This is a genomic window from Ruegeria sp. SATB027 (assembly GCF_059613825.1).
In genome coordinates this window covers 56,992-80,309 of sequence record NZ_JBXWTH010000016.1, presented here as the reverse complement: position 1 = coordinate 80,309, position 23,318 = coordinate 56,992, and the positions used below count along the sequence as shown (strand labels likewise).

The window sequence follows — 23,318 nt, the reverse complement described above, 5'->3', positions numbered from 1 at the left end:
GGTGACATGTCCCGGTCAAAAGTCCGGTTTATTCAGCCGCTTTCTTTGCTGTCTTCTTGGCGGCAGCCTTCTTATTGGGTGCAGCCTTTTTCTTGGTGCCCTTCTTGGATGCGCGCTCATTGACCAGTTCGATGGCCATTTCCTGCGTCACGTCTTCGGGCTTGATGTCTTTCGGGATGGTCGCGTTGACCTTTTCCCACTTCACATATGGCCCGTACCGTCCGTCCAGAACCTGCATCGCGCCGCCATCGGGATGCTCGCCCAGGTCTTTCAAAGCTTTTGCCGCTGCGCGCCCGCGCCCACCGGGATTGGCTCGTTTTTCCGCCAAAAGCTCTACGGCGCGGTTCATACCGATCTCGAACACATCGTTTGGGTCTTTGAGGTTGGCATAGACCGGCTTGGCTTCATCGGCCAACTGATGCATCAGATAGGGGCCAAAACGCCCGAAGTTCGAGGTGATCATGCCGCCTTCGGGGTGCTCACCGATCTGGCGCGGCAGGGACAGAAGCGTCAGCGCCTTGTCCAGATCCATGTCATCCTTGCTCCAGCCGCGTGGAAGCGAGGCGCGCGGCGGCTTCTTGTTCTCGGGCGTGGGTTCGCCTCGCTGGACATACGGCCCAAATCGGCCGGACTTCAGCCAGATCTCATCCCCGGCGTCTTCGCCCAGCAATTGTTCGTCGCCTTCCGCGCCTTCACCGGCGATAGGCCGCGTATAAGTGCACTCCGGATAGTTTCCGCAGCCCACGAACCCGCCGGTGCGTGAGGTTTTCAGGTGCAATTGTCCCAACCCGCATTTCGGGCAGATACGCGGGTCGGACCCGTCCTCGCGCGGGGGGTAAAGCTGTGGCGCCAATGCCTCGTCCAGCTTGTCCAGCACTTCCGATATGCGCAGTTCGGATGTTTCGCCAATCGCTGCCGAGAAATCACGCCAGAACTTGCCCAGCAGATCCTTGTAGTCACGATCACCGGCGCTGACGTCATCCAGTTGCTCTTCCAGATTCGCGGTGAATTCGTATCCAACGTATTGACGGAAAAAGTTCAGCAGAAAGATGGTGACGATCCGGCCCTTTTCCTCGGGGATCAGCCGGTTCTTGTCTTTGCGCACATATTCACGGTCCTGAATCGTGGTCACGATCGAGGCATAGGTCGAAGGACGTCCGATCCCCAACTCCTCCATCCGCTTGACCAAAGTGGCCTCGGTATAGCGCGGGGGCGGTTGCGTGTGATGCTGCAACGCCAGAACGGCTTCGTTATCGGCCATGATTGCGGCTTTGTCCGATTCGCTGGTGGCCTTGGCAAACTGATCACGCAGCGTAGTTTTGGAAAAGCGCGCGGGGTCGCCCTGCATGATCTGTGGCAGGCGCTTTTCGTCATCATCAGCGACATCATCGCGGCCTTCCTCATAGACGCGCATGAACCCGTCGAACAATACTACCTGACCGGTGGCACGCAGGCCGACCTGACCGTCGTCACTGCCAATCTCGACCGTTGTGCGCTCCAATCGTGCTGCTGCCATCTGGCAGGCAATGGTCCGTTTCCAGATCAGATCATAAAGCTTGCGCTGATCTTCATCCGTGACCTTCAGCGCCTTGGCATCGCGCGTCATATCCGTGGGGCGGATACATTCGTGTGCTTCCTGCGCGTTCTTGGCCTTGTTCTTGTACATACGCGGGCTGTCCGGCACATATTCTGCACCGTACCGGTCCGCGATGGTGTCGCGCGTTGCCGTCACGGCCTCGGGTGCCATGTCGATCCCGTCGGTTCGCATATAGGTAATGTATCCGGCCTCATAGAGGCGCTGCGCAACCTGCATCGCATGGCGCGCGCCCATGCCGAATTTGCGGCTCGCCTCCTGTTGCAGGGTCGAAGTCATGAACGGCGCGCTTGGATTGCGCGCGGCGGGCTTGGCTTCGACCGAAGTCACACGCAGCGCGCGGCTGGTGACGGCCTGAACCGCCAGTTCGGCTTGTGTTGCGTTGGCCAGATCGTGCTTGTCCAGTTTCTTGCCCGCCAACGTGACCAGCCGCGCCTCATAGGTCTGACCACGCGGTGTCTCGAACAGGGCCCGAACCGACCAGTACTCGACCGGCTTGAACGCTTCGATCTCCATCTCACGCTCGACGATCAGGCGCAGACAGACCGACTGCACCCGACCTGCGGATTTTGCGCCGGGCAGTTTGCGCCACAGAACCGGTGACAGGTTGAAGCCAACAAGGTAGTCCAAGGCGCGGCGTGCCAGATACGCTTCGACCAGGGGCATATCGACGTCGCGCGGGTTCTTCATCGCCTCGGTCACCGCTTCTTTGGTGATGGCGTTGAAGGTCACCCGGCTAACCGGTGTGTCTTTCTTGATCGAGCGGCGCTTGGTCAGCGCTTCCTGCAAATGCCAGCTGATGGCCTCACCCTCACGATCAGGGTCGGTGGCGAGGATCAGCGCGTTGTCTTCTTTCAGCGCGTCGGCGATGGCCTTTACATGTTTGCGGCTGTCATTGCCCACTTCCCATGTCATGGAAAATCCATGGTCCGGATCCACCGATCCGTCCTTTGGCGGCAGGTCCCGCACATGGCCGTAAGAGGCCAGAACGGTGTAGTCAGGGCCGAGATATTTATTGATTGTTTTTGCTTTGGCCGGAGATTCTACAACAACTACGGGCATTTAAGGGGAAACCTCGCTCGACGAATTTGGCGCCTTCTATGGTGGTGCAAAATGTGTGGGGCAAGCGGGGATTGTCAATGCGTTCCTTTGGCAGGCGGAAAAGCGACGTGATTTCAGCGTGATACCCGCACCTGATCGCAGGCAGAGCGTTCGATTGGGCAATCTTGTTTTCCGTCCAAATCAGCCTGCCAGAGACAACAGCCCGCCCGGCTGTCGCTGGATTCGTCCGTCCAGTTCAAGGTCGACCAGCGCTGGCCCCAGATCCCCGGCCGAGGCCGCAATATCGCGCAGCAACTGGTCTTCGGCGATAGGGGAAGGTCCCAACCGCTCAAGGATTTGCGCCTGCAAGTCCAGTACGGCAGGCCGTGGCTGCATGGCGGGCGGCAGCTCGGGGTTTGCAAAGACCAGATCGCCTTGCTGCGGCAGGGCTTCGACAACGTCGTCTGCCGAACGGACCAGCGTCGCACCGTCCCGAATCAAAAGGTTGCACCCGGCAGCGCGGGCGTCGAACGGATGGCCAGGTACGGCCAGAACCTCGCGCCCCTGATCCAGGGCGTCACGTGCTGTGATCAGGCTGCCGGATTTGGCGGCGGCCTCGACCACCACAACAGCTTGGGCCAGGCCCGAGATGATCCGGTTGCGGCGTGGAAAATGCCTTGCCTGAGGTGTCACGCCCATCGGCTGTTCCGACAGCCGCAGTCCCTTGGTCGCGATTTTATGCGCCAGTTCCGTGTTCTCGGCCGGGTAAATGACATCGACACCGCCCGCCATGACGGCAACAGTGCCGGTGTCCAGCGACGCCATATGCGCCGACGTATCAATGCCGCGCGCCAGACCCGAGACTATCACATGTCCCTTTTCACCCAAGGCGCGCGCCAGACCACGCGCCATCCGTGCGCCCAGCGAGGAACAGTTGCGCGCGCCCACCATCGCAATCGCCGGTTTCTGCAACAGCGACACATCCCCGATGGCCCAAAGCAAGGGCGGGGCATCGGATAGGTCGTTCAACGCGTTGGGGAATTCTGCGGACCCAAGGCACAAAAGCCGCGCTTTGGCTGCTTCTGCGGCCCTGAGTTCCGCCTCGATCACGCCGGGGGGACAGGTTTCATACCCATCTATTCCGGCGGCGCGTGCCATTTCAGGCAGCGCGGCCAGCGCGTTCTGCGCCGAGCCATGTTCACGCAGCAGCCGACGAAACGTCGCCGGGCCGACCTTGCGCGAGCGCAACAGGCGAAGCCACGAAAACCGGTCCTCTTCCGTGGTGGGTGGGAGTGGGGGGTGATTGGAAGAAAGCTGCTCTTCGGTCATCCGTTGCTCCGCCTGATTGCAGAACTGGTTTACGGGACAGGGGGTTAACAGCCTCTGAATCGCAGATAATTAGCAGCGATTTATCTGTATTTCTCGGGGAATACACCGGTCAAGTGTCTGAAAATAAATAAAAGAATATTTTCCAACCGGCGCTCAAATCAATGGCGTCGGTTGGAGTGCTATCGAATCAAAGTGGCGCATGGTTAACCCTGCGCCTGCCTTTGCGCTTCTCTTCCGCCTCAGGCTGCCGACCCGCCGACAGTCAACCCGTCCATCAGCACCGTCGGTTGACCCACACCCACGGGCACCCATTGACCGTCCTTGCCGCAGGTGCCCATACCCGGATCCAGCGCCATATCGTTGCCAAGGCCGCGGATGCGCTTCAAGGCCGATGGCCCGTCACCGATCAGCGTGGCGCCCTTGACCGGCGCGCCGATCTTGCCGTTTTCGACACGATACGCCTCGGTGCACGAGAAAACGAACTTGCCATTGGTGATGTCGACCTGGCCGCCGCCGAATCCAACGGCCCAGATGCCGTCTTTAATATCTGCCACCAAAGCCGCCGGATCAGCGTCGCCCCCCAACATGATCGTATTGGTCATGCGCGGCATGGGTTTGTGCGCATAGCTCTGTCGCCGCCCATTTCCCGTGGGTGCAACGCCCATCAGCCGGGCGTTTTGCCGATCCTGCATGTAGCCGGTCAGGATGCCATCCTCGATCAATACGGTGCGCGAACTGGGCGTGCCCTCATCATCCACAGTGATCGAGCCGCGACGGTCGGCAATCGTGCCGTCATCCACCACGGTCACGCCCTTGGATGCAATCTGTTGTCCCATCAGTCCGGCAAAGGCCGAGCTTCCCTTGCGGTTGAAATCGCCCTCTAGCCCGTGACCGATGGCTTCGTGCAGCAAAATACCGGGCCAGCCGGGGCCAAGTGCAACCTCCATCACGCCGGCAGGGGCGGGAACCGCGTCTAGATTGACCAATGCGATGCGCAGGGCTTCGCGCGCCTTGGCCTGCCAGTCGGCAGGGTCGATCAACCCGCTCAGGCCAACCCGCCCGCCGCCACCGGCCGATCCGCTTTCGCGCCGCCCGTCCTGTTCAACAATGACCGAGACATTCACGCGCGTCATGGGGCGCACGTCACGCACCGTCACACCATCGGGTCGCAGAATTTCCACCTCCTGAACGGCGGCTGCGATCATTGCGCTGACCTGAACCACCCGCGGATCCAGGTCGCGGGCAAAGGCGTCAATCTCCCGCAGGGTTTCGATTTTCACCGGGAAGGCGGCGGATTCGATTGGGTCTTCGTCCGTGTACAGGCGCGTATTCGTGGGCCGGGGCGCTTCGGCGAGCGTTCCGCCTCCATCGCCAACCGCCAGTCGCGCGGTTTCGGCGGCACGTTTCAGCGCGGCAATCGATACATCAGTCGAATGCGCATATCCGGCAACTTCGCCCTGAACGGCGCGCAGGCCAAATCCCTCGGATGCGTCATAAGACGCGGTGCGAAGCCGCCCGTCGTCAAACACCAGAGATTCGGATTTCCGACGCTCGACAAACAGCTCTCCATCCTCGGCCCCGTCCGTTGCCGAGCGCAATATGGCCAGTGCTTCATCTTGCGGCAGGGCGCTCTCAAAGGGGCGAAACGGGGCTTCAGGCATGGGTTGCGACCTTTCGGGTTTGATCCAGATCAAAAATAGCGTCTGTTTGACGCAAGCATTTTGCTTTATCTACCCGCTGGAATATGGTTTTTAACGCGGCCAAAGACAACGGGAGAGGTGCGACCGATTCACACCTTTCCGTCAGGGACGCAAAGATCAAACGATCAGGACAGAACATGAAGAATGCTTTGATGCTTTCAGGGTTTATGACAGCCCTCTCCAGCCTACCCGCCATGGCTCAGGAGCTTGAGATTATTGGCAAGCCGGTAGACGGCGGCATGGGCTTCCAGCCCGCGGCCACCAGCCTTGCCCAGGGTATCCGGGATTTGGACAGCATGATTCTTGTGATCATCACCGCAGTCTGTCTGCTGGTTGCAGCTTTGTTGATCTATTGCATCGTGCGCTACAACCAGCGCGTAAACCCAACTCCGGCGCGTTTCTCGCACTATACTCCGGTTGAAATCGCCTGGACCCTGGGACCGATCCTGATTCTGGTGTTTATTGGCGCGTTCTCGCTGCCGGTTCTTTTCAAACAGCAGGAAATCCCGGAAGGTGACATCACCATCAAAGTCGTCGGCAACCAGTGGTACTGGACCTACGAGTATGTTGATCACGATTTCGCATTCGACAGCTATCTGCTGGGCCACCCGGCGACCCTGGACGAGGGCGCACGCCCCGCAGATGCGGATGTAACGCCGTTTGTTCTGGATGACGCAATGCGCGCCAAGCTGATTGATGCAGGCTACAGCGATGATGAATGGCTGCTGGCCACCGACACCGCTGTTGTCGTTCCGGTCGGCAAGGTCATCGTGATGCAGGTGACTGCATCCGACGTGATTCACTCGTGGACCATCCCGGCCTTTGGCGTAAAGCAGGACGGTGTGCCCGGACGTCTGGCCGAGCTGTGGTTCCAGGCCGACAAGGAAGGCATCTATTTTGGTCAGTGTTCGGAACTGTGCGGCAAGGACCACGCCTATATGCCGATTACCGTCAAGGTCGTAAGCCAGGAAGTCTATGACGAATGGCTGCAGGGCGCGATCGAAGAATACGCGGGCCTGCCGCAAAGCTATCAGGTCGCCTCGAACTGAGTACGATAGGGGCGGGTTGAACCCCGCCTGACACAAGATGCAGGCTGCGCGGGCGATCCGCGCAGTATTCGCCCCAGAAGGACCGGAAATGACCGACGCAAGCATCAATGCCAGCACTGCGACCGCCCGGGCGGACGAGGCCGGCTTTGGCGATTACTTCGCCCTGCTGAAGCCGCGCGTGATGTCGCTGGTCGTGTTCACGGCATTGGTCGGCCTGTTGGCGGCCCCTGTTCCTGTCCATCCCTTCGTCGGATTCTGCGCCATCCTGTTCATCGCCATCGGCGGCGGAGCCTCAGGTGCGCTGAACATGTGGTGGGACGCGGATATCGACCGTGTCATGAAACGCACCAAATCCCGCCCGATCCCTTCGGGCAAGGTCGAGGAAGGCGAGGCGCTGGCTGTTGGTCTGGCTCTGTCGGGTCTGTCGGTGATCATGCTGGGCCTTGCGACCAACTGGTTTGCAGGCGCGTTTCTGGCCTTCACCATCTTCTTCTACGTTGTCGTCTATACGATGTGGCTGAAGCGTTCGACGCCGCAGAACATCGTGATCGGTGGCGCAGCGGGCGCGTTCCCTCCGGTGATCGGCTGGGTGGCCGCCACGGGATCGATGTCGGTCGAGCCCTGGCTGATGTTTGCCCTGACTTTCATGTGGACGCCGCCGCATTTCTGGGCGCTGGCCCTGTTCATGCGCTCGGACTATGACGACGCGGGCGTGCCGATGCTGACCGTCACCCACGGTCGCCGCGCGACACGTATCCATATCCTGGTCTATACAGCTCTGCTGGCTCTGCTGGCCGTTGGAACTGCGTTTTCGGGTATTGGCGGCCCGATCTATCTGACTGTTGCACTGGTTCTGAACATCCTGTTCCTGCGGGGCGCGTGGAAAATCTCGCGCCGGACCGAGGACGATTCCGAGGCCGATAATTTCAAGGTCGAACGCGGTTTCTTCAAGCTGTCGCTGCTGTATCTGTTCCTGCATTTCGGTGCCGTTCTGGCCGAAGCCCTGCTGAAACCCTATGGTCTGGGGGGATGGTCATGAGCCTTCGCAAAGACCACGAGCTGCATCAGCGCCGGTTCAGCCGCAATCTGGGAGTCGGCCTGACGCTGGCCGCCTTTATCGTGATCATCTTTGGCCTGACCATCGTCAAGGTCTCGGGCACTGATTTCAACAGGGCGACGCAAGAGGTTCAGAACTGATGGCGTTGTCCGGTCCTCAGAAAACGGTTGTCCAGACCGTTGGCGTGGTTGTCCTGATGGGCAGTCTGGCCTGGGCGTCGGTGCCGTTCTACAACTGGTTCTGCCGGGTGACCGGATTTGGCGGCACCACCGGTGTTGCCGAAACCGCCCCCGATACCATTCTGGATCGCACCGTTACCATCCGCTTTGACGCGTCCAAGGCCAAGGATATGGAATGGGAATTCAAGCCGGTCGTGCGCGAGATGGATGTGCGCATCGGCGAAACCGGTCTCGCGTTTTACGAGGCCTTTAATCCGACCGACCGCCCCATTGCCGGGCAGGCGTCTTACAACGTGGCGCCCTATTCTGCGGGTGGGTATTTCCAGAAGATTGCCTGTTTCTGCTTTGAAGAGCAGGTGCTGCAACCCGGCGAACGCGTTGAGATGCCGGTGACTTTCTTCGTCGACCCGGAAATGGTCGAGGATCTTGAAGCCAAGTATGTTCATACGATCACGCTGTCGTATACATTCTACGAAATTGACCTGCCCGAGGGCTATGCCGCCCTCGATGCGCAGGCAGATACAAACACGAACTAACGCCTGTAGGTGAGGGACGCTGATGGCACACGCTAAAAACCACGATTACCACATTCTGGCCCCGTCGATCTGGCCTCTGATCGGCGCCGTCGGCGGCTTTGTCATGCTGTTCGGAGCCGTTCTCTGGATGCAAGGCATCACGCCCTTCATGTTCTGGGCCGGTCTGGCAGCTGTGCTTTACACGATGTTCGCCTGGTGGTCGGATGTGGTTGCGGAAAGCCGTCAGGGTGATCACACGCCTGTTGTCCGCATCGGTCTGCGTTACGGCTTCATCCTGTTTGTCATGTCCGAGGTGATGTTCTTCTTCGCCTGGTTCTGGTCGTTCTTCAAACATCGCATGTACCCGATGTACGACTATGCTGGCACCGAATACATTCAGCCGGATATTCATGCGGTTGACCCGTTTCACCTGCCGCTGATCAACACTCTGGTCCTGTTACTGTCAGGCTGTGCGATCACCTGGGCGCACCATGCGCTGGTGCATGACAACGACCGCAAGGCGCTGATCAATGGTCTGGCCATTGGCATCGTGCTGGGCATCGCCTTTACCTTCCTTCAGGGCTATGAATACGCCGAACTGCTCAAGCATGAAGGCTGGGAATTCGGCGGCGACCAGTTCTATTCCAACTTCTTCATGGCAACGGGTTTCCACGGCGCACATGTGATCATCGGGACAATCTTCCTGACCGTCTGCCTGATCCGCGCGCTTAAGGGTGACTTCACCCCCGAAAAACACGTCGGTTTTGAGGCCGCCGCTTGGTACTGGCACTTCGTCGACGTGGTCTGGCTGTTCCTGTTCTTTGCCGTCTACATCTGGGGCCAGGCTCCGCTGATGTAACGCCGGTCAGGCTGATCAGTTGCAAAAGCCGCCCCAAGGGGCGGCTTTTTCTCTATGTGGGGCGCAAGATTGCGCCCCATACAATTGCGTGGTTGCAATTCAGCCCGCGCGCCCCTTAACAAGACGCCGGTTCCTGCAAAGAAGTGTGGTCCTGACATGCGCCGTACCCTGTTCCTGCTAATCTTCGGCCTCGCCGGTTTGGGCGTGCTGCTGTCGCTGGGCATCTGGCAGGTGCAGCGTCTGGCGTGGAAGCAGGACGTGCTGGCCGAGATCGAAGAGCGGATCTCGGCTGCGCCGGTTTCCCTCCCGCTGCAGGTTTCGGTGGATCAGGACAAATACCTGCCGGTAACGGTGTCGGGCGAGACGGAGCCTGCGGAAGTTCACGTTCTTGTTTCGCTCAAACAGGTCGGTGCGGGGTATCGCATCATTCAGCCGTTCATTACCGGGGGCCGGACCATTCTGATTGACCGGGGGTTCATCCCGACCACGGCCAAACAGGCCGAGCGGCGCAACGGCCAGATGGAGATTTCCGGCAATCTGCACTGGCCAGATGAAATCGACAGTTACACGCCCGCACCTGATCTCGACGCCAACATCTGGTTCGCCCGCGATGTGCCCGCGCTTGCGGGTGCACTGGGCGCGGAACCGGTTCTGCTGATCGCCCGTTCGCAAACCGATCCGAATGTGACGCCGCTGCCGGTGGACACGGCGGGCATACCAAACGATCACCTGCAATATGCAATAACCTGGTTTGGTCTGGCTCTGGTCTGGGCCGCGATGACCGGATACTTCCTGTGGCGCAGCCGTGCCAATTCTGAAAGTGACGCGACATGAAATACATCTCGACCCGCGGGCAGGCGCCCGAACTGACGTTTGAAGAGGCGATGTTGACCGGACTTGCCCGCGATGGTGGCCTGTATCTGCCCGCCGAAATCCCGGTGATGTCGCAGGACGAGATCGCGGCGCTGGCCGGATTGCCCTACGAAGAAATCGCATTCCGTGTGATGTGGCCCTATGTCAGCGGCTCATTCGCCGAGGATGAGTTCAAGGCGATCATCGCCCGCGCTTACGAAGGTTTCGGCCACGATGCCCGCGCGCCATTGAAGCAGCTGAACGAGAACCACTTCCTGCTGGAACTGTTCCACGGCCCCACGCTGGCCTTCAAGGACTTTGCCATGCAGCTGATCGGTCAGTTGTTCCAGGTGGCGCTGAAGCGTCGCGGTGACCGTGTGACTATCGTCGGCGCGACCAGCGGGGATACCGGCTCAGCCGCGATCGAGGCGTTCCGGGGGCTGGATGCTGTGGATGTGTTCATCCTGTTTCCGCATGGCCGCGTGTCCGAGGTGCAGCGTCGCCAGATGACGACGCCTGCGGACAGCAATGTGCATGCGTTGGCCGTGGACGGCGATTTCGACGATTGTCAGGCCGCGCTGAAGGATATGTTCAACGATTTCGACTTCCGCGATGGTGTGAAATTGGCGGGTGTGAACTCGATCAACTTTGCTCGCGTTTTGGCGCAGATCGTCTATTACTTCTCGGCTGCCGTCAGCCTTGGTGCGCCGCATCGCAAGGTCAGCTTCACGGTGCCAACCGGCAACTTTGGCGACATCTTCGCAGGCTATCTGGCCAAGCGAATGGGGCTGCCGATTGATCGCCTTGTGGTGGCGACCAACCAGAACGACATTCTGCATCGCTGCCTCTCGGGCGAGGGGTATTTCAAGGGCGAAACCATCCCCTCGATCAGCCCGTCGATGGACATTCAGGTCAGCTCGAATTTCGAACGCGCGCTCTATTATGCCTATGGCGAAGATGGCGGGGCCATCGCACAATTGATGGATGAGCTGAAACAGGGTGGCTTCAATATTAGTCAGGGGGCGATGGAAGCGCTGCGTGAGAATTTCGATTCGGGCCGGGTGTCCGAAGAGGAAACGCTGGCTACGATCAAATCCACGCTGGTGCACAGTGCCGAACTGGTCTGCCCGCACACCGCCGTGGGCATCAAGGTCGCAGAAGAGCACCGCGCGGCCGACATGCCAATGATCACGCTAGCCACCGCGCATCCCGCCAAATTCCCGGCCGCGGTCGAGACGGCGAGTGGTGAACATCCGCCTCTTCCCTCCCGCATGTCTGATCTGTATGAACGTCCGGAACGGGTGACCCGGATAGCCAACGATCTGGGCGCCATCGAGGATCATATAAAAAGGCACATCGCTGAGTGACTGTCAGACAAGACCAACTGAAGAACGGGTTCCGTATCGTCAGTGAACATATGCCGGGGCTGCAATCTGCGGCCATCGGCATCTGGGTGACCGCCGGTGGGCGGCATGAGCGGATCGAACAGAACGGCATCGCGCATTTCCTTGAGCACATGGCGTTCAAGGGAACCGAGCGGCGTTCGGCGCTGCAAATCGCCGAGGCGATCGAGGATGTGGGTGGATACATCAACGCCTATACCTCGCGTGAGGTGACGGCCTATTATGCCCGGGTGCTTAAGGATGACGTGGCGCTGGCGATGGACGTGATCGGCGACATCGTTCTGAACCCGGTTTTCGACCCGCGCGAAATCGAGGTTGAGCGCGGCGTGATCTTGCAGGAGATCGGCCAGGCCTATGACACGCCGGACGATGTAATCTTTGATTGGTTGCAGGAGCAGAGCTATCACGACCAGCCTCTGGGCCGTACCATTCTGGGCCCGACCGAACGGGTCAGTGCGTTCTCGCGCGAGGATCTGTCGGGGTTCGTGGCCGAGCATTACGGCCCCGATCAGATGATCCTGTCCGCTGCAGGTGCTGTGGATCACGACATGCTGATGAAACTGGCCGAAGAGATGTTTGGTCATCTGCAATCCCGCAAGGGTCTGATCCCCGAGGTTGCACGCTTTACCGGCGGCGAAGCCCGGCGGGTAAAAGAGCTGGAACAGGCACATTTCGCCCTGGCGCTTGAAAGCCCAGGCTATCGCGATGACGCGATCTACACGGCGCAGATCTATTCGACCGCATTGGGCGGTGGCATGTCCTCGCGCCTGTTTCAGGAGGTGCGCGAAACACGTGGGCTTTGTTACACGATCTTTGCGCAGACCGGTGCCTATGCCGATACCGGAACAACCACGATCTATGCCGGGACCTCGGCCAATCAGGTGGCCGAACTGGCGACAATCACCATCGATGAGATGAAGCGCGCCGCCGAGGACATGAACCCCGAAGAGGTCGCCCGTGCCCGCGCCCAGATGAAGGCCGGGATGCTGATGGGGTTGGAAAGCCCGTCGAATCGGGCCGAGCGTCTGGCGCGGCTGGTGCAGATATGGGGACGGGTGCCCTCGCTGGAAGATACGGTTGCCAAGATCGATGCGGTCAGCACCGACGACGTGCGCGCCTTTGCTGAAACCATGGCCGTTCAGGCCCCGGCGGCGCTGGCGCTTTACGGACCGGTCGCAGACGCACCGACATTGGCGGACTTGCAGGAGAGGCGTGCAGCGTGATGCTGTTGGGCAGACGCAAGTTGAAACTCGAGACCGCGCGGCTCAGCTTGCGTCCGCCTGTACATTCCGATTTCAACGATTGGGCGGCGTTGCGGCGCGCCTCAAAAAATTACCTGACCCCGTGGGAGCCGATCTGGGCCAAGGATCACCTGAGCCGCAAATCCTTTACCAATCGGGTCTACTGGGCTCAGCGCTCGGTCGCGAGTGGCACAGCAATCCCGCTGTTCCTGTTTCGCCGTGAAGACAATGTGTTGGTCGGGGCGATCACGCTGGACAATATCCGGCGCGGTCCTGCGCAGGCCGGAACTCTAGGTTACTGGACCGGTGAATCCTTTGCCCGTCAGGGATACATGCGCGAAGCGATCGGCGCGATGTTGCATCACGCCTTTACCCGTCTGGACCTGAGCCGGATCGAAGCCGCGTGCCTGCCGGAAAACCGGGCGTCGCGCGGTTTGCTGGAAAGCTCGGGCTTCAAATATGAAGGCGTGGCGCAGTCTTATCTACAGATCAACGGGCGATGGCGGACGCATGTTCTCTATGCCAGCCTGCGGTCCGACCGGCGCGGCAAGACGGACGCGGGCTAGGGGGCTCTGCCCCCGTCGCGGCAAGCCGCGCCTCCCCCGGGATATTTTTGGCCAGATGAACAAGGGGCATGACTTGGTGGCGATCTGCGCTACACTTCGGGTATGCGCTGGTTGGTTGCGGCATTGATGGTGATTTCGGGCGAGGCCGTGGCGCAGGAGCGGCGGCCGAGCCATTGTATCGCTATCGCCGATGCTGCGCCGGGGATCGAGTATCTGCACAAAGCTGCGTGGCAGGACCCGGTACCGGAGTTTTCGGTGCGCATCAGCTATGTCGCGCATGCCGCCTTTATGATCCAGACCCGTGGCGGGTTGAATGTGGTGACCGATTTTACCGGGTTCATCGGGGGTGCCGATCTGATTCCCGATGTGGTGACAATGAACCATGCCCATGACACCCATTGGACGGCGCATCCCGACCCGGCGATCCCGCATGTCCTGCCGGGATGGGGAGAGTTCGGGCAAGGAATTGAACATCACCTGGATCTGGGCGAGATGCTGATACGCAATGTCCCGACCGATATCCGCTCGGCCTATGGCGGAGTTGAGGAGCGCGGCAATTCTATCTTCGTGTTCGAGGTCGAAGGGCTGTGTATCGGCCATCTGGGACATTTGCATCATGTACCGTCAGACGAACAGTTTGCTGCGCTGGGTCGGTTGGATGTGGTCATGGCGGCCGTCGATGGCGGAACAACCATGCCCTTGCCCGACATGATCTCGGTTCTGAAGCGGCTGAAAAGCTCGGTGATCATTCCGATGCACTGGTTCTCGGAGTTTTCGCTTGATCGCTTCCTCGTGGATATCCGGGATGAGTTCCCGGTTGAACGTGACGGCGTGTCCGAGATCACCGTCTCTCTGCGTGACTTGCCGGACCGTCCAACGGTTGTCGTGCTGGAGCCGCGTTATCTGATTGATCTGGAATAAGGCTTGCCGTGGCGGAATCGGTTGGGCATTGAAAGCGTATGAGTCTGAACCCCGCTGATGACCGCATTGCCACGCTGATCCGCTCGAAACTGGGCGATCAGGTGCTGCGCCCGGTGACCGACCGGTATCTCGAAGAGCCGCGCGGGCGATATGCCGGACAGGCTGGCCTGCTGGCCTTGCCCCGCACAACCGAGGAGGTCTCGGTACTGGTGCAGGTGGCGTCCGAAATGCGTGTTCCCGTGGTGCCCTATGGTGGCGGAACCGGTCTGGTCGGGGGGCAGGTGATGCCGCATGGGCCCGCGCCCCTTGTGATTTCGCTGGAGCGGATGACGGCCATCCGGTCCGTCTATCCCACCGAATACGTACTGATTGCCGAGGCCGGCGCCATTTTGCAGGATGTCCAAGCCGCGGCCGAGGCGCAAGACCGCCTGTTTCCTTTGACGCTGGCGGCGCAGGGATCCTGTCGGATCGGGGGCAACCTGTCCACCAATGCCGGGGGCGTCAACGTCTTGCGCTATGGCAATGCGCGTGACTTGTGCCTTGGGCTCGAGGTCGTTCTGCCCAATGGTCAAATCTGGCAGGGTCTCAGCCGGTTGCGAAAGGACAACACAGGCTATGACCTGCGCAATCTGCTGATCGGGGCCGAGGGCACGCTGGGGATCATCACCGCAGCCGCGCTCAAGCTGTTTCCCCGGCCTGCCGCGATCGGGACGGCGATGTTTCAGGTAGCGTCACCCGAAGCCGCCATTTCCCTGCTGGCCCAGGCGCGTGATCGCGAGGGCGAGGCTGTCAGCACTTTCGAACTGATCCACCGGCAGGGGCTGAAGTTCTTGTCCGAGGTTCTGCCGGATGTCCGGCAACCGTTTGAAACACCGCCAGAGTGGAGCGTTCTGATCGAATTGGGGCTGGCCACGGGGCAGTCTCCGTCCGACGCGCTGGAGGATATCTTTGTCCACGCGCAAGCGCTTGGGCTGGTGCAGGATGGCGTGATTGCACAAAGCGAGGCGCAGCGTGATGAGTTGTGGGCCGTGCGCGAGCGAATCCCCGAGGCCAACCGCCTGATCGGCTCGGTGTCGAGCCATGATATCTCGATCCCGATCTCAGAAATTCCGGAATTTGTGCGCCAAGGGGAAAAGTTGGTTTCCGGTCTCGGGCCGTTCCGGATCAATTGCTTTGGCCATCTCGGGGATGGCAATCTGCACTACAACGTCTTTCCCCCCAAGGGGCAGCGCCGCGCGGAATTTGAGGGTCAGAGCGCTGTGGTCAAGCGGGCCGTGCATGATTTGGTCCATGCCTTTGATGGTTCGGTCAGCGCGGAACACGGCGTGGGCCGCATGAAAACGGACGATCTGGACCGCTATGGCGATCCGGTAAAGCTGGATGCAATGCGGACCATCAAGGCGGCGCTGGACCCCTTGGGCATCATGAATCCCGGCGCGGTGCTGAAGGCGTGAACCCGGCTCTGACTCTTGTTAAGAAATCCGAAGGTTGCCGCGTTAAAGCCCTTCGAATTCGCACAGGACATGCACGTCCATGCCCATATCTTCCAATACTTTGCGCCCGCCGAGGTCAGGCAGGTCGATAATGAACGCGCATGAGACGATCTCACCGCCCAAACGCTCGATCAGTTTGATGCCCGCCGCCGCAGTGCCGCCTGTGGCCAAAAGGTCGTCAACGACAAGGATCTTTTCGCCTGGCTGGATAGCGTCATCGTGGATCTCGACGATCGCTTCACCATATTCCAGCTTGTAGTCCTGGCTGATCGTTGTGCCGGGCAGCTTGCCTTTCTTGCGGATCGGTACGAAGCCCAGACTCAGCTGATGCGCAATCGCCCCCCCAAGGATAAAGCCCCGCGCCTCGAGGCCGACAACCTTGTCGATGCGTTCCCCGGCATAGGGGTGCAGCATCTGGTCAATGGCCATCCGAAATCCGCGCGGATCGGCAAACAGCGTCGTCACATCGCGAAACAGAATTCCTTCATGCGGAAAGTCGACAATCGTCCGGATGTAGTCTTTGACAGTCTTGTTCCTTGACATGAACCAACCCTTTTCCGCTTCAAATACCAAAACGTGTTTGGCCCAAGAGGGTTAGCCATGCAAGGAACAATTCATTCACGCGATCACTAGCGGCACGAAACCACAGCCTTGGGCAATCCGTAATACCGGTGAAGCGTGGCAGGTGGCCAAGACAGGTGCGGCTTGTGCATTTGCGTTGATCTCGCAAAAGAAAGGCCCCAGACGGTTTGAAGGTTCATTGCCATTTCTGTTCCGGTGCTGTTAAGTGCCCGATAACGACAATCACTATGCTATGTATACACAATGCATCGCCTGAATTAACGAGCATTTGCTAGGAGCAACGCGCGTGCCAAAGAAAGACGGCAAGGGATCGACGAAGAAAAACAGCCAGCTGGTTCTGCGTCTGGACAAGGATGAACGCGACGCGTTTGTCGAGTTGTGCAGGGAGCTGGATACATCAGCTGCCCGCGAAATCCGCCGGTTTATCCGCGGGTTCATGAAGGAAAACGCCGAAAACTGAAGAAGGGGTCAGGCCGGGCGGCGCAGAACCGCCGTGGCGAAACCCATCCCGATCAGAGTCAGCCCGCCAAACCGCGTCATGCCGGTGATCACGCTAGCGCGGCCAATCAGACGCCGCAACCGGTCAGCCAGCAACGCATATGCCAGTGCATTCAGCCAGGCCAGTCCGACAAAAGTGGCAATCAGGATGGCAAATTGCGGCACCAGTGGTTCAGCCGGGCGCAGGAACTGCGGCACAAAGGCGATGAAAAAGGCGATGGATTTCGGGTTCAGTGCTGTGACTGCGGCCGCATGTCCAAACACGCTGCGGGGGGTGACATCCCGCCCGGTCGCGACCGTTCCCAGACCACTTGCCGGGGCGCTGCGCAGCAGTTTAACCCCAAGCCAAACCAGATAGGCCGCACCGACCCATTTGAGGATGGAAAACAAGGTGGCCGAGGCCAGAACAAGCGCGCCTAGCCCCAACAAAGATGCGGTCATCGCCACAAGATCCCCCACAGCGACCCCTGTGGCCGAGGCCACGGCAACGCTGCGCCCCTTGGACAGCGCATAGCTCAGCACCAACAGCACCGTCGGGCCCGGGATCAGCAGCAAGGCGGTGGATGCGGCAACAAAGGCCAGCCAGAGTTCCAGAGACATAAGGGTCTGCTCTCAATACGTTCCTTTGGTACCGATATAGCCAAACTACCGGTGCTTGACAATTTTCATGGCGACCAGCTTTCGGGCCTGATTGGACCGATTTGACAGGCCCGAAAACTGGTGCCAGTGCGATCCTTCACAACCGTCGCATCTTTGCGGCGAGTATCCCGGCAGAATGAACCCGTTTCCCTGTCCTCGGGCAGTTACGGGCACAGGGTCGATGTCATGCTTGGACGCTTTCAAAACGTGATCCGGGAACCCGAACTTCTGGCGGCGATGATGCCTGATGCGTCGCGCGGAACTTAGAGAATTCGACCCGCCACCGCGTCCAGTTTGGCCAGTAGCGCCGGATCGCGCTTTTCGGGCGCAGTCAGGATGGCATATTCCAGCGCCCGGTCACAGCCATGCGGACAGGGCGCGCGGTCGGCCCCCAACAGGGCGGGAAGGCCCTTGACCAGTGCACGGCCCTTGTCGGCATTGCCGGTCAGGGTTGCAATGATGGTGGTCACATCCACTTCACCATGATCCGGGTGCCAGCTGTCAAAATCGGTGACCATCGCGATCGAGGCATAACAAAGCTCGGCTTCGCGGGCGAGCTTGGCTTCGGGCATGTTGGTCATGCCGATCACGTCGCAGCCCCATTGCTCGCGATACATCTTCGATTCCGCCAGAGACGAAAACTGCGGCCCTTCCATCGCCAGATAGGTGCCGCCGCGATGGATCGTGATACCGGCAGCCTTGCCTGCGGTCTCACAGGCGTCCGACAGGCGCGGGCAGGTCGGATGCGCAACGCTGACATGGGCGACGCAGCCTGTTCCGAAAAAGCTTTTGTCGCGCGCAAATGTCCGGTCGATGAACTGATCGACGATGACAAAGTCACCCGGTGCCATGTGTTCGCGAAACGACCCGCAGGCCGAGACCGAGATCACATCCGTCACACCAAGCCGTTTCAGCGCGTCGATATTGGCGCGATAGGGCACATCGGTCGGTGAATGCACATGCCCGCGCCCATGGCGCGGCAGAAAGGCCATTGCGACACCGTCCAGCGACCCGGTCAGAATCTGATCCGAGGGCGCCCCCCAAGGGGTATCGACACTGACCCATTCCGCATTTTCCAGCCCATCGATGTCATAGATGCCTGATCCGCCGATAACGGCAATCCTGGTTTGGGTCACTGTCCTGCTCCGCCTGAAATACTGATATTGAATTTGTGCGGGTTCGGCCCGAAATTGACAAGAGGTCTATTCCTGTTTCGCCAGCAGGTTACGCTGTTGAGATTGCGTATTGAAATCTGCCCACGCGGCTCCAAACTCATCCAGCGGCCACGTCAGATCCTGCGATTGACCATGCCTGTCACGAAACTCAAAACGATACGCATCCCCGTTCAGCATGGCATCCAGCAGGCCGTCGGCGCGATGATCCTCGAATGTGCAGCTTAACCCTGTCAGGCACCCGGGGCGCCGCGTGCGCCAGATCACATCCTGATCTTTCTCTATGCGGAATCCAGAAGGGCTGAAGAAGGTGCCGGGCTCAATCCCGAACTCGATTTTGAAACCATCTGGTTCAGGTGTGATGAACATGAATTGCGCCGCAAATTTCGGACGCAAGGAAAACACCTCGGCGCGCCTTATGTAGCAGCGCTGCACCAAAGTACCGGCTTCTTCACGCTCGTCACAAATCGAATTCCAGATGCCGAAAATTTCATGGTGCGTGACACGCCAGTTTCCAGCCGTGTCATTCCCTTGCAAGTCCTGTGCAAAGGCGGGCAGGGCCGATAGAAATATAAGGGCAATCCAACGCATGAACTCACATTTGGGTGCTTGATCCGGGTGCCGCAAATCACGTTGCCGAGAGGCGAGTTATGCGCTGTGCGCATGGCTGCATCCCACCTCCTGCGGTGGCTTAACAGCGGAGCGCCCGCTACAACGACCCCTTCGCGCGAACATAAAATCCTATAGGACTGTCCAATGCCCCGAGCCTTGCTGGCAAGTTTTGCCAACCGTATCGCCATACCTGATCTGCGCTGGGTGCCGGATGAGGGGCTGACCTTCTCTCGCCTGCGGATCGAGCTGCTGTCCGGCCTGACCGTGGCCCTCGCACTGGTGCCCGAGGCCGTGGCTTTTGCCTTTGTGGCAGGCGTGCACCCGCTGGTGGGCCTATATGCCGCTTTCCTTGTGGGGCTCATCACCGCGCTGATCGGCGGGCGACCCGGCATGATCTCGGGCGCGACGGGCGCGCTGGCGGTCGTCATGGTGGCTTTGGTGGCCGAACATGGGGTCGAATACCTGTTCGCGACGGTGGTGCTGATGGGGATCCTCCAGGTTATCGCCGGGGCGATGCATTGGGGCCGCTTCATCCGACTGGTGCCGCACCCGGTGATGCTGGGTTTTGTGAATGGCCTGGCTATCGTGATCTTTCTGGCCCAGATGGGCCAGTTCAAGGTGCCGGGCACCATGGAAAACACCGGTCACGGCATGGGCGGTGGAGAATGGCTCTCCGGTGCGCAGCTATACACCATGCTGGGCCTTGTGGCACTGACCATGGCGGTGATCTGGGTGGTGCCGCGCATCACGCGCATCATTCCTGCGCCTCTGGCCGGTATTCTGGTTGTCGCTGCGCTGGTGATCGGTCTGGGGCTGGATGTTCCGCGCGTCGGTGATCTGGCCTCGATCGAAGGTGGTCTGCCTGCCTTCCACATCCCGATGGTTCCACTGAACTGGGGCACGCTCGAGATCATCCTGCCCTACGCTGTCATTCTGGCCGCGATTGGCCTGATTGAATCCCTTCTGACCCTGAACCTTGTGGGTGAGATTACCGGCAAGCGCGGCGGGGCCTCTCAGGAATGTATCGCCCAGGGTGCGTCGAATATCGTGACCGGCTTTTTCGGAGGCATGGGTGGCTGCGCGATGATCGGTCAGTCGATGATCAACGTGAAATCCGGTGGCCGGACCCGTATCGCCGGGATCGCTGCGGCGCTGTTTTTGCTGACCTTCATCCTGTTCGCTTCACCGCTGATCGAGCAGATCCCGCTGGCCGCGCTGGTTGGGGTGATGTTCATGGTGGTCATCGGCACCTTTGCGTGGAACTCGTTCAAGATCCTGCGCAAGGTTCCACTGACTGACGCTTTTGTCATCGTTCTGGTCACCGTCGTGACAGTGATGGAAGACCTCGCGGTTGCTGTTGTGGTCGGTGTCATCGTGTCGGCTCTTGCCTACGCTTGGAACAACGCCAAGCGCATCCACGCCGTCACCCGTGAGTCCGCAACCGAAAAAGGGGCGAAGGTCTATGAAATCCAGGGGCCGCTGTTCTTTGGGTCATCGGATGGCTTTATCGAACTCTTCGATGTGCCGAATGACCCGGAAACCGTCATCGTCGATTTCGCTGAAAGCCGTGTGGTTGACCAGTCGGCGTTGCAAGCCATCGAAAACATCGCGGCCAAATACGAGGCCGCGGGTAAACGCGTCATGCTGCGCCACCTGAGCCGGGATTGTCACAAGCTGTTGAACAAGGCAGGCCACCTGATGGTCGACAGTGACGATGACCCGGATTACGAACTTGCCGTGGATTACTCGGTCCGTACCGGCATTCTGGGCGGCCACTGATCCATTTGCGAGGCTCTGCCTCGCGCTCCGGGATATTTGAAGCCAGATGAATGAAGGATCCCTGCTTCATCTGGCCAAAAAATATCCCGGGGGAGCCGCCCGGAACGGGTGGTGGGGGCAGAGCCCCCGACACCCTCAATCATCCGGGCGATTGAGCGAGAACAACTCGGACACGACCGAATAGTCCCGGTACCCAAGCCGCGCCAGAGGTTTGAATGAGGTTACTTCGAACTTGCCCTCTCGGATGTGGTCGTCGAGCAGATGTACGCCTGTTACTTCGCCGAACACGACGCGGTTGGCCGCGCCCGGCAGAGTGACGATCTGGGTCAACTTGCATTCCAGTGCTGCCGGGGCGCCTTGTACGCGGGCGCAGGGTATGGTTTCACATTCGACCGGGGTTAATCCGGCATGGGCAAACTCGTCCACCTCCTTCGGAAGGCTGGCCGAGCTGGCGTTCATCGCATCCTGATGCGCTAGGGCTACAACATTCACGCAGAATACACCTGTCGCCTCGATATTGGCGATACTGTCCTTGCCGCCGATCTGATCGTGTTTCGTGCCGGTTGTGGCAAACATTACCTGCGGCGGTGTGTAAGCAACCCCGTTGAAAAAGGAATAGGGTGCCAGATTGTTGATCCCATCCGCATCACGGGTCGAGATCCAGCCGATCGGGCGTGGCGTGATAATGGCGTTGAACGGGTTGTGCGGCAGGCCGTGGCCGTCTTCGGGGCGGTAGAACATCATATCTCCAAGCGTTTGCCCAAGGCGTAACGAAGTGCTAGGGCGATTTCCAGCAAGGAAAAGAGGGCGGGTGTGCAGCAATTCGGGATCAGGCCAGAAGAGCCGGACGATTGGTGGGAGGTCGAAGCCCTCTATGACCTGTGCTTTGCGCCGGGCCGTGAGGCGTTGTCGTCCTACCGGTTGCGCGATGATGTGCCGCCGGTTTCTGACCTGTCACTGGTCGCGCGCGACGGTCAGGGCATTCTGGCCGGGGCGATCCGCTTCTGGCCGGTCCATGTCGGTGAACACGATGCATTGCTGCTAGGCCCGGTTGCCGTACACCCAACCCACCAGGGCGAGGGTCTGGGCGGGTATCTGATCCATGCCGGTGTCGAAGCCGGGCGTAAGCGCGGGTGGCAGCGGGTCATGCTGGTCGGTGACGAACCCTATTACAGGCGATTTGGTTTTGCGCGGCTGCAAGGTGTCGAGATGCCACCGCCCACCAACCCGGACCGGGTTTTGGGGCTGGAACTGATGCCCGGTGTCTGGTCCGGAGTTCAGGGGGCCGTCACCCGCTGGACCCGCTGACCTATTGAATCGACACGGCTTAACGCCGATGTTGATAGGCAGGAGGACGCACATGCAGAACGTGGTTCTTGTCGAAAACGTGGATGCCGAGGCTGAACTGGATCGTTTGGCGGGTTATTACCGATCTGCCGGAGGGGCTGGTGTCAAACTGCTGAACAAGCTGGGCGGGTCAGCCGAGTCACTGCTCGAGCAATTGCCCGATCCGGTTCGGAACGGCCTGACAGGGGCTACCGAGCAGGCGCTGTGGCTTGCGATGCACGCGGCTCAGGGGTCCCGGCGTGCGATCCCTGATCAGCAGCCCTGGGTCAATACCGCGCTTGCCACGGCCATGGGCGCGGCCGGCGGGCTGGGCGGTGTTTCAACAGCCCTGATGGAGCTGCCTGCAACAACCGCCATGCTGTTGCGCGCCATTCAGGGGGCCGCCGCGCGCGAAGGTTTCGATCCGTCTGCCGAGAACGTAAAGTTCGACTGTGTGCGGGTTTTGTCCGCATCGGGCCCGCTGTCGCATGATGACGGTGCGGATCTTGGCTTTTTCTCGGTGCGCCTGACACTGACGGGTCCGGCCATGCAGCGTCTGATTGCTGCAGTGGCACCACGCTTTTCAATCGTGCTGGGGCAAAAACTGGCGGCACAGTCCGTCCCGGTGCTCGGCGCGTTGGCCGGTGGTGGAACGAACTATGTCTATTCGCGCTATTACCAGCAAATCGCGCGTGTGCATTTCGGCCTGCGAAGATTGGCGGTTGATGCCGATATCCCGCATAACGAGCTGGTGAAACAGCTGTCAGCCCGTATGTGATCAACAAATGCGCCATCACGCCGGACTTGGCGGGCACCACTTCATATGGTAGTTTTTCAAGAGAAAGGCGCTAAATAGGCGTGTCCTGCGGGCCTATAACGCCAACGGGTCCTTTGCCCGAACAAAAGGTGCG

The 23,318-nt window shown here is 59.9% G+C and carries 23 protein-coding genes; 15 read left to right on the top strand and 8 right to left on the bottom strand.

Features of this window, described 5'->3' with window-relative positions:
• Nucleotides 1-28: 28 nt before the first annotated feature.
• From topA to tldD, 3 genes are all read right to left on the bottom strand, one after another.
• Nucleotides 29-2,656: a type I DNA topoisomerase gene (gene topA / locus AC2FPW_RS01895; protein WP_496812390.1), complete on the bottom strand. Its 2,628-nt coding sequence runs from the start codon at nt 2,654-2,656 to the stop codon at nt 29-31.
• Nucleotides 2,657-2,836: 180 nt separating this feature from the next.
• On the bottom strand, nt 2,837-3,964 hold the full coding sequence (dprA, locus tag AC2FPW_RS01890; protein ID WP_496812389.1) for a DNA-processing protein DprA: 1,128 nt from the start codon (nt 3,962-3,964) through the stop codon (nt 2,837-2,839).
• A 239-nt stretch (nt 3,965-4,203) separates the two neighbouring features.
• Nucleotides 4,204-5,625, bottom strand: coding sequence for a metalloprotease TldD (gene tldD / locus AC2FPW_RS01885; RefSeq protein ID WP_496812388.1), 1,422 nt, complete (start codon nt 5,623-5,625; stop codon nt 4,204-4,206).
• 176 nt (nt 5,626-5,801) lie between these two features.
• Between tldD and coxB the strand changes: the two genes are divergently transcribed.
• The 11 genes from coxB (at nt 5,802) to AC2FPW_RS01830 (ending at nt 15,760) form a co-directional block, all read left to right on the top strand.
• The gene (coxB, locus tag AC2FPW_RS01880) at nt 5,802-6,713 is read left to right on the top strand and encodes a cytochrome c oxidase subunit II (RefSeq protein WP_267363050.1); all 912 of its coding nucleotides are present in this window, start codon (nt 5,802-5,804) and stop codon (nt 6,711-6,713) included.
• 88 nt (nt 6,714-6,801) lie between these two features.
• On the top strand, nt 6,802-7,752 hold the full coding sequence (cyoE, locus tag AC2FPW_RS01875) for a heme o synthase (RefSeq protein WP_480900302.1): 951 nt from the start codon (nt 6,802-6,804) through the stop codon (nt 7,750-7,752).
• A complete protein-coding gene (locus AC2FPW_RS01870; protein WP_267363054.1) occupies nt 7,749-7,910 on the top strand; it encodes a cytochrome c oxidase system small membrane protein in 162 nt (53 codons plus the stop codon). Before cyoE ends, AC2FPW_RS01870 begins: the two co-directional genes overlap by 4 nt.
• Entirely contained in the window at nt 7,910-8,485 is a 576-nt protein-coding gene (locus AC2FPW_RS01865) for a cytochrome c oxidase assembly protein (protein WP_480586161.1), read from the top strand. The genes AC2FPW_RS01870 and AC2FPW_RS01865 overlap by 1 nt, the downstream gene beginning before the upstream one ends.
• Nucleotides 8,486-8,507: 22 nt before the next feature.
• Complete coding sequence (locus AC2FPW_RS01860; protein WP_209505605.1) at nt 8,508-9,323, top strand: cytochrome c oxidase subunit 3; 816 nt, start codon at nt 8,508-8,510, stop codon at nt 9,321-9,323.
• Between the two features lie 156 nt (nt 9,324-9,479).
• Entirely contained in the window at nt 9,480-10,157 is a 678-nt protein-coding gene (locus tag AC2FPW_RS01855; protein WP_480915107.1) for an SURF1 family protein, read from the top strand.
• Complete coding sequence (thrC, locus tag AC2FPW_RS01850; protein WP_496812387.1) at nt 10,154-11,542, top strand: threonine synthase; 1,389 nt, start codon at nt 10,154-10,156, stop codon at nt 11,540-11,542. Before AC2FPW_RS01855 ends, thrC begins: the two co-directional genes overlap by 4 nt.
• Nucleotides 11,539-12,801, top strand: coding sequence for a M16 family metallopeptidase (locus AC2FPW_RS01845; protein WP_496812386.1), 1,263 nt, complete (start codon nt 11,539-11,541; stop codon nt 12,799-12,801). Before thrC ends, AC2FPW_RS01845 begins: the two co-directional genes overlap by 4 nt.
• On the top strand, nt 12,801-13,385 hold the full coding sequence (locus tag AC2FPW_RS01840; protein ID WP_480586169.1) for a GNAT family N-acetyltransferase: 585 nt from the start codon (nt 12,801-12,803) through the stop codon (nt 13,383-13,385). The genes AC2FPW_RS01845 and AC2FPW_RS01840 overlap by 1 nt, the downstream gene beginning before the upstream one ends.
• 102 nt (nt 13,386-13,487) lie before the next feature.
• Nucleotides 13,488-14,306 carry an MBL fold metallo-hydrolase gene (locus AC2FPW_RS01835; protein WP_480484384.1) on the top strand — a complete coding sequence of 273 codons (819 nt, stop codon included), beginning with the start codon at nt 13,488-13,490 and terminating at the stop codon, nt 14,304-14,306.
• Between the two features lie 38 nt (nt 14,307-14,344).
• Nucleotides 14,345-15,760: an FAD-binding oxidoreductase gene (locus tag AC2FPW_RS01830; protein ID WP_496812385.1), complete on the top strand. Its 1,416-nt coding sequence runs from the start codon at nt 14,345-14,347 to the stop codon at nt 15,758-15,760.
• Nucleotides 15,761-15,802: 42 nt separating this feature from the next.
• Here the strand turns inward: AC2FPW_RS01830 and AC2FPW_RS01825 are convergent, their stop codons facing one another.
• Complete coding sequence (locus AC2FPW_RS01825; protein ID WP_209505620.1) at nt 15,803-16,342, bottom strand: adenine phosphoribosyltransferase; 540 nt, start codon at nt 16,340-16,342, stop codon at nt 15,803-15,805.
• A gap of 325 nt (nt 16,343-16,667) precedes the next feature.
• On the opposite strand from AC2FPW_RS01825, the gene AC2FPW_RS01820 reads away from it, so the two are divergent.
• Nucleotides 16,668-16,841: a hypothetical protein gene (locus AC2FPW_RS01820; RefSeq protein ID WP_209505622.1), complete on the top strand. Its 174-nt coding sequence runs from the start codon at nt 16,668-16,670 to the stop codon at nt 16,839-16,841.
• Nucleotides 16,842-16,849: 8 nt separating this feature from the next.
• On the opposite strand, the gene AC2FPW_RS01815 is transcribed toward AC2FPW_RS01820, so the two are convergent.
• From AC2FPW_RS01815 to AC2FPW_RS01805, 3 genes are all read right to left on the bottom strand, one after another.
• Nucleotides 16,850-17,479: a LysE family translocator gene (locus AC2FPW_RS01815; RefSeq protein ID WP_496812384.1), complete on the bottom strand. Its 630-nt coding sequence runs from the start codon at nt 17,477-17,479 to the stop codon at nt 16,850-16,852.
• Between the two features lie 302 nt (nt 17,480-17,781).
• Nucleotides 17,782-18,654 carry an S-methyl-5'-thioadenosine phosphorylase gene (locus tag AC2FPW_RS01810; protein ID WP_480586186.1) on the bottom strand — a complete coding sequence of 291 codons (873 nt, stop codon included), beginning with the start codon at nt 18,652-18,654 and terminating at the stop codon, nt 17,782-17,784.
• A 66-nt stretch (nt 18,655-18,720) separates the two neighbouring features.
• Nucleotides 18,721-19,281, bottom strand: a complete 561-nt coding sequence (locus tag AC2FPW_RS01805) for an invasion associated locus B family protein (RefSeq protein WP_496770475.1) — start codon at nt 19,279-19,281, stop codon at nt 18,721-18,723.
• A gap of 165 nt (nt 19,282-19,446) precedes the next feature.
• Here AC2FPW_RS01805 and AC2FPW_RS01800 point away from each other — a divergent pair, with 165 nt between their 5' ends.
• Nucleotides 19,447-21,081, top strand: a complete 1,635-nt coding sequence (locus tag AC2FPW_RS01800) for a SulP family inorganic anion transporter (RefSeq protein ID WP_480507780.1) — start codon at nt 19,447-19,449, stop codon at nt 21,079-21,081.
• Nucleotides 21,082-21,216: 135 nt separating this feature from the next.
• Here the strand turns inward: AC2FPW_RS01800 and AC2FPW_RS01795 are convergent, their stop codons facing one another.
• Nucleotides 21,217-21,822: a flavin reductase family protein gene (locus AC2FPW_RS01795; RefSeq protein WP_496812383.1), complete on the bottom strand. Its 606-nt coding sequence runs from the start codon at nt 21,820-21,822 to the stop codon at nt 21,217-21,219.
• 72 nt (nt 21,823-21,894) lie between these two features.
• Here AC2FPW_RS01795 and AC2FPW_RS01790 point away from each other — a divergent pair, with 72 nt between their 5' ends.
• Nucleotides 21,895-22,389, top strand: a complete 495-nt coding sequence (locus AC2FPW_RS01790; RefSeq protein WP_267363076.1) for a GNAT family N-acetyltransferase — start codon at nt 21,895-21,897, stop codon at nt 22,387-22,389.
• 52 nt (nt 22,390-22,441) lie between these two features.
• On the top strand, nt 22,442-23,185 hold the full coding sequence (locus tag AC2FPW_RS01785; RefSeq protein ID WP_480900283.1) for an EcsC family protein: 744 nt from the start codon (nt 22,442-22,444) through the stop codon (nt 23,183-23,185).
• The last annotated feature ends 133 nt before the right edge of the window (nt 23,186-23,318 follow it).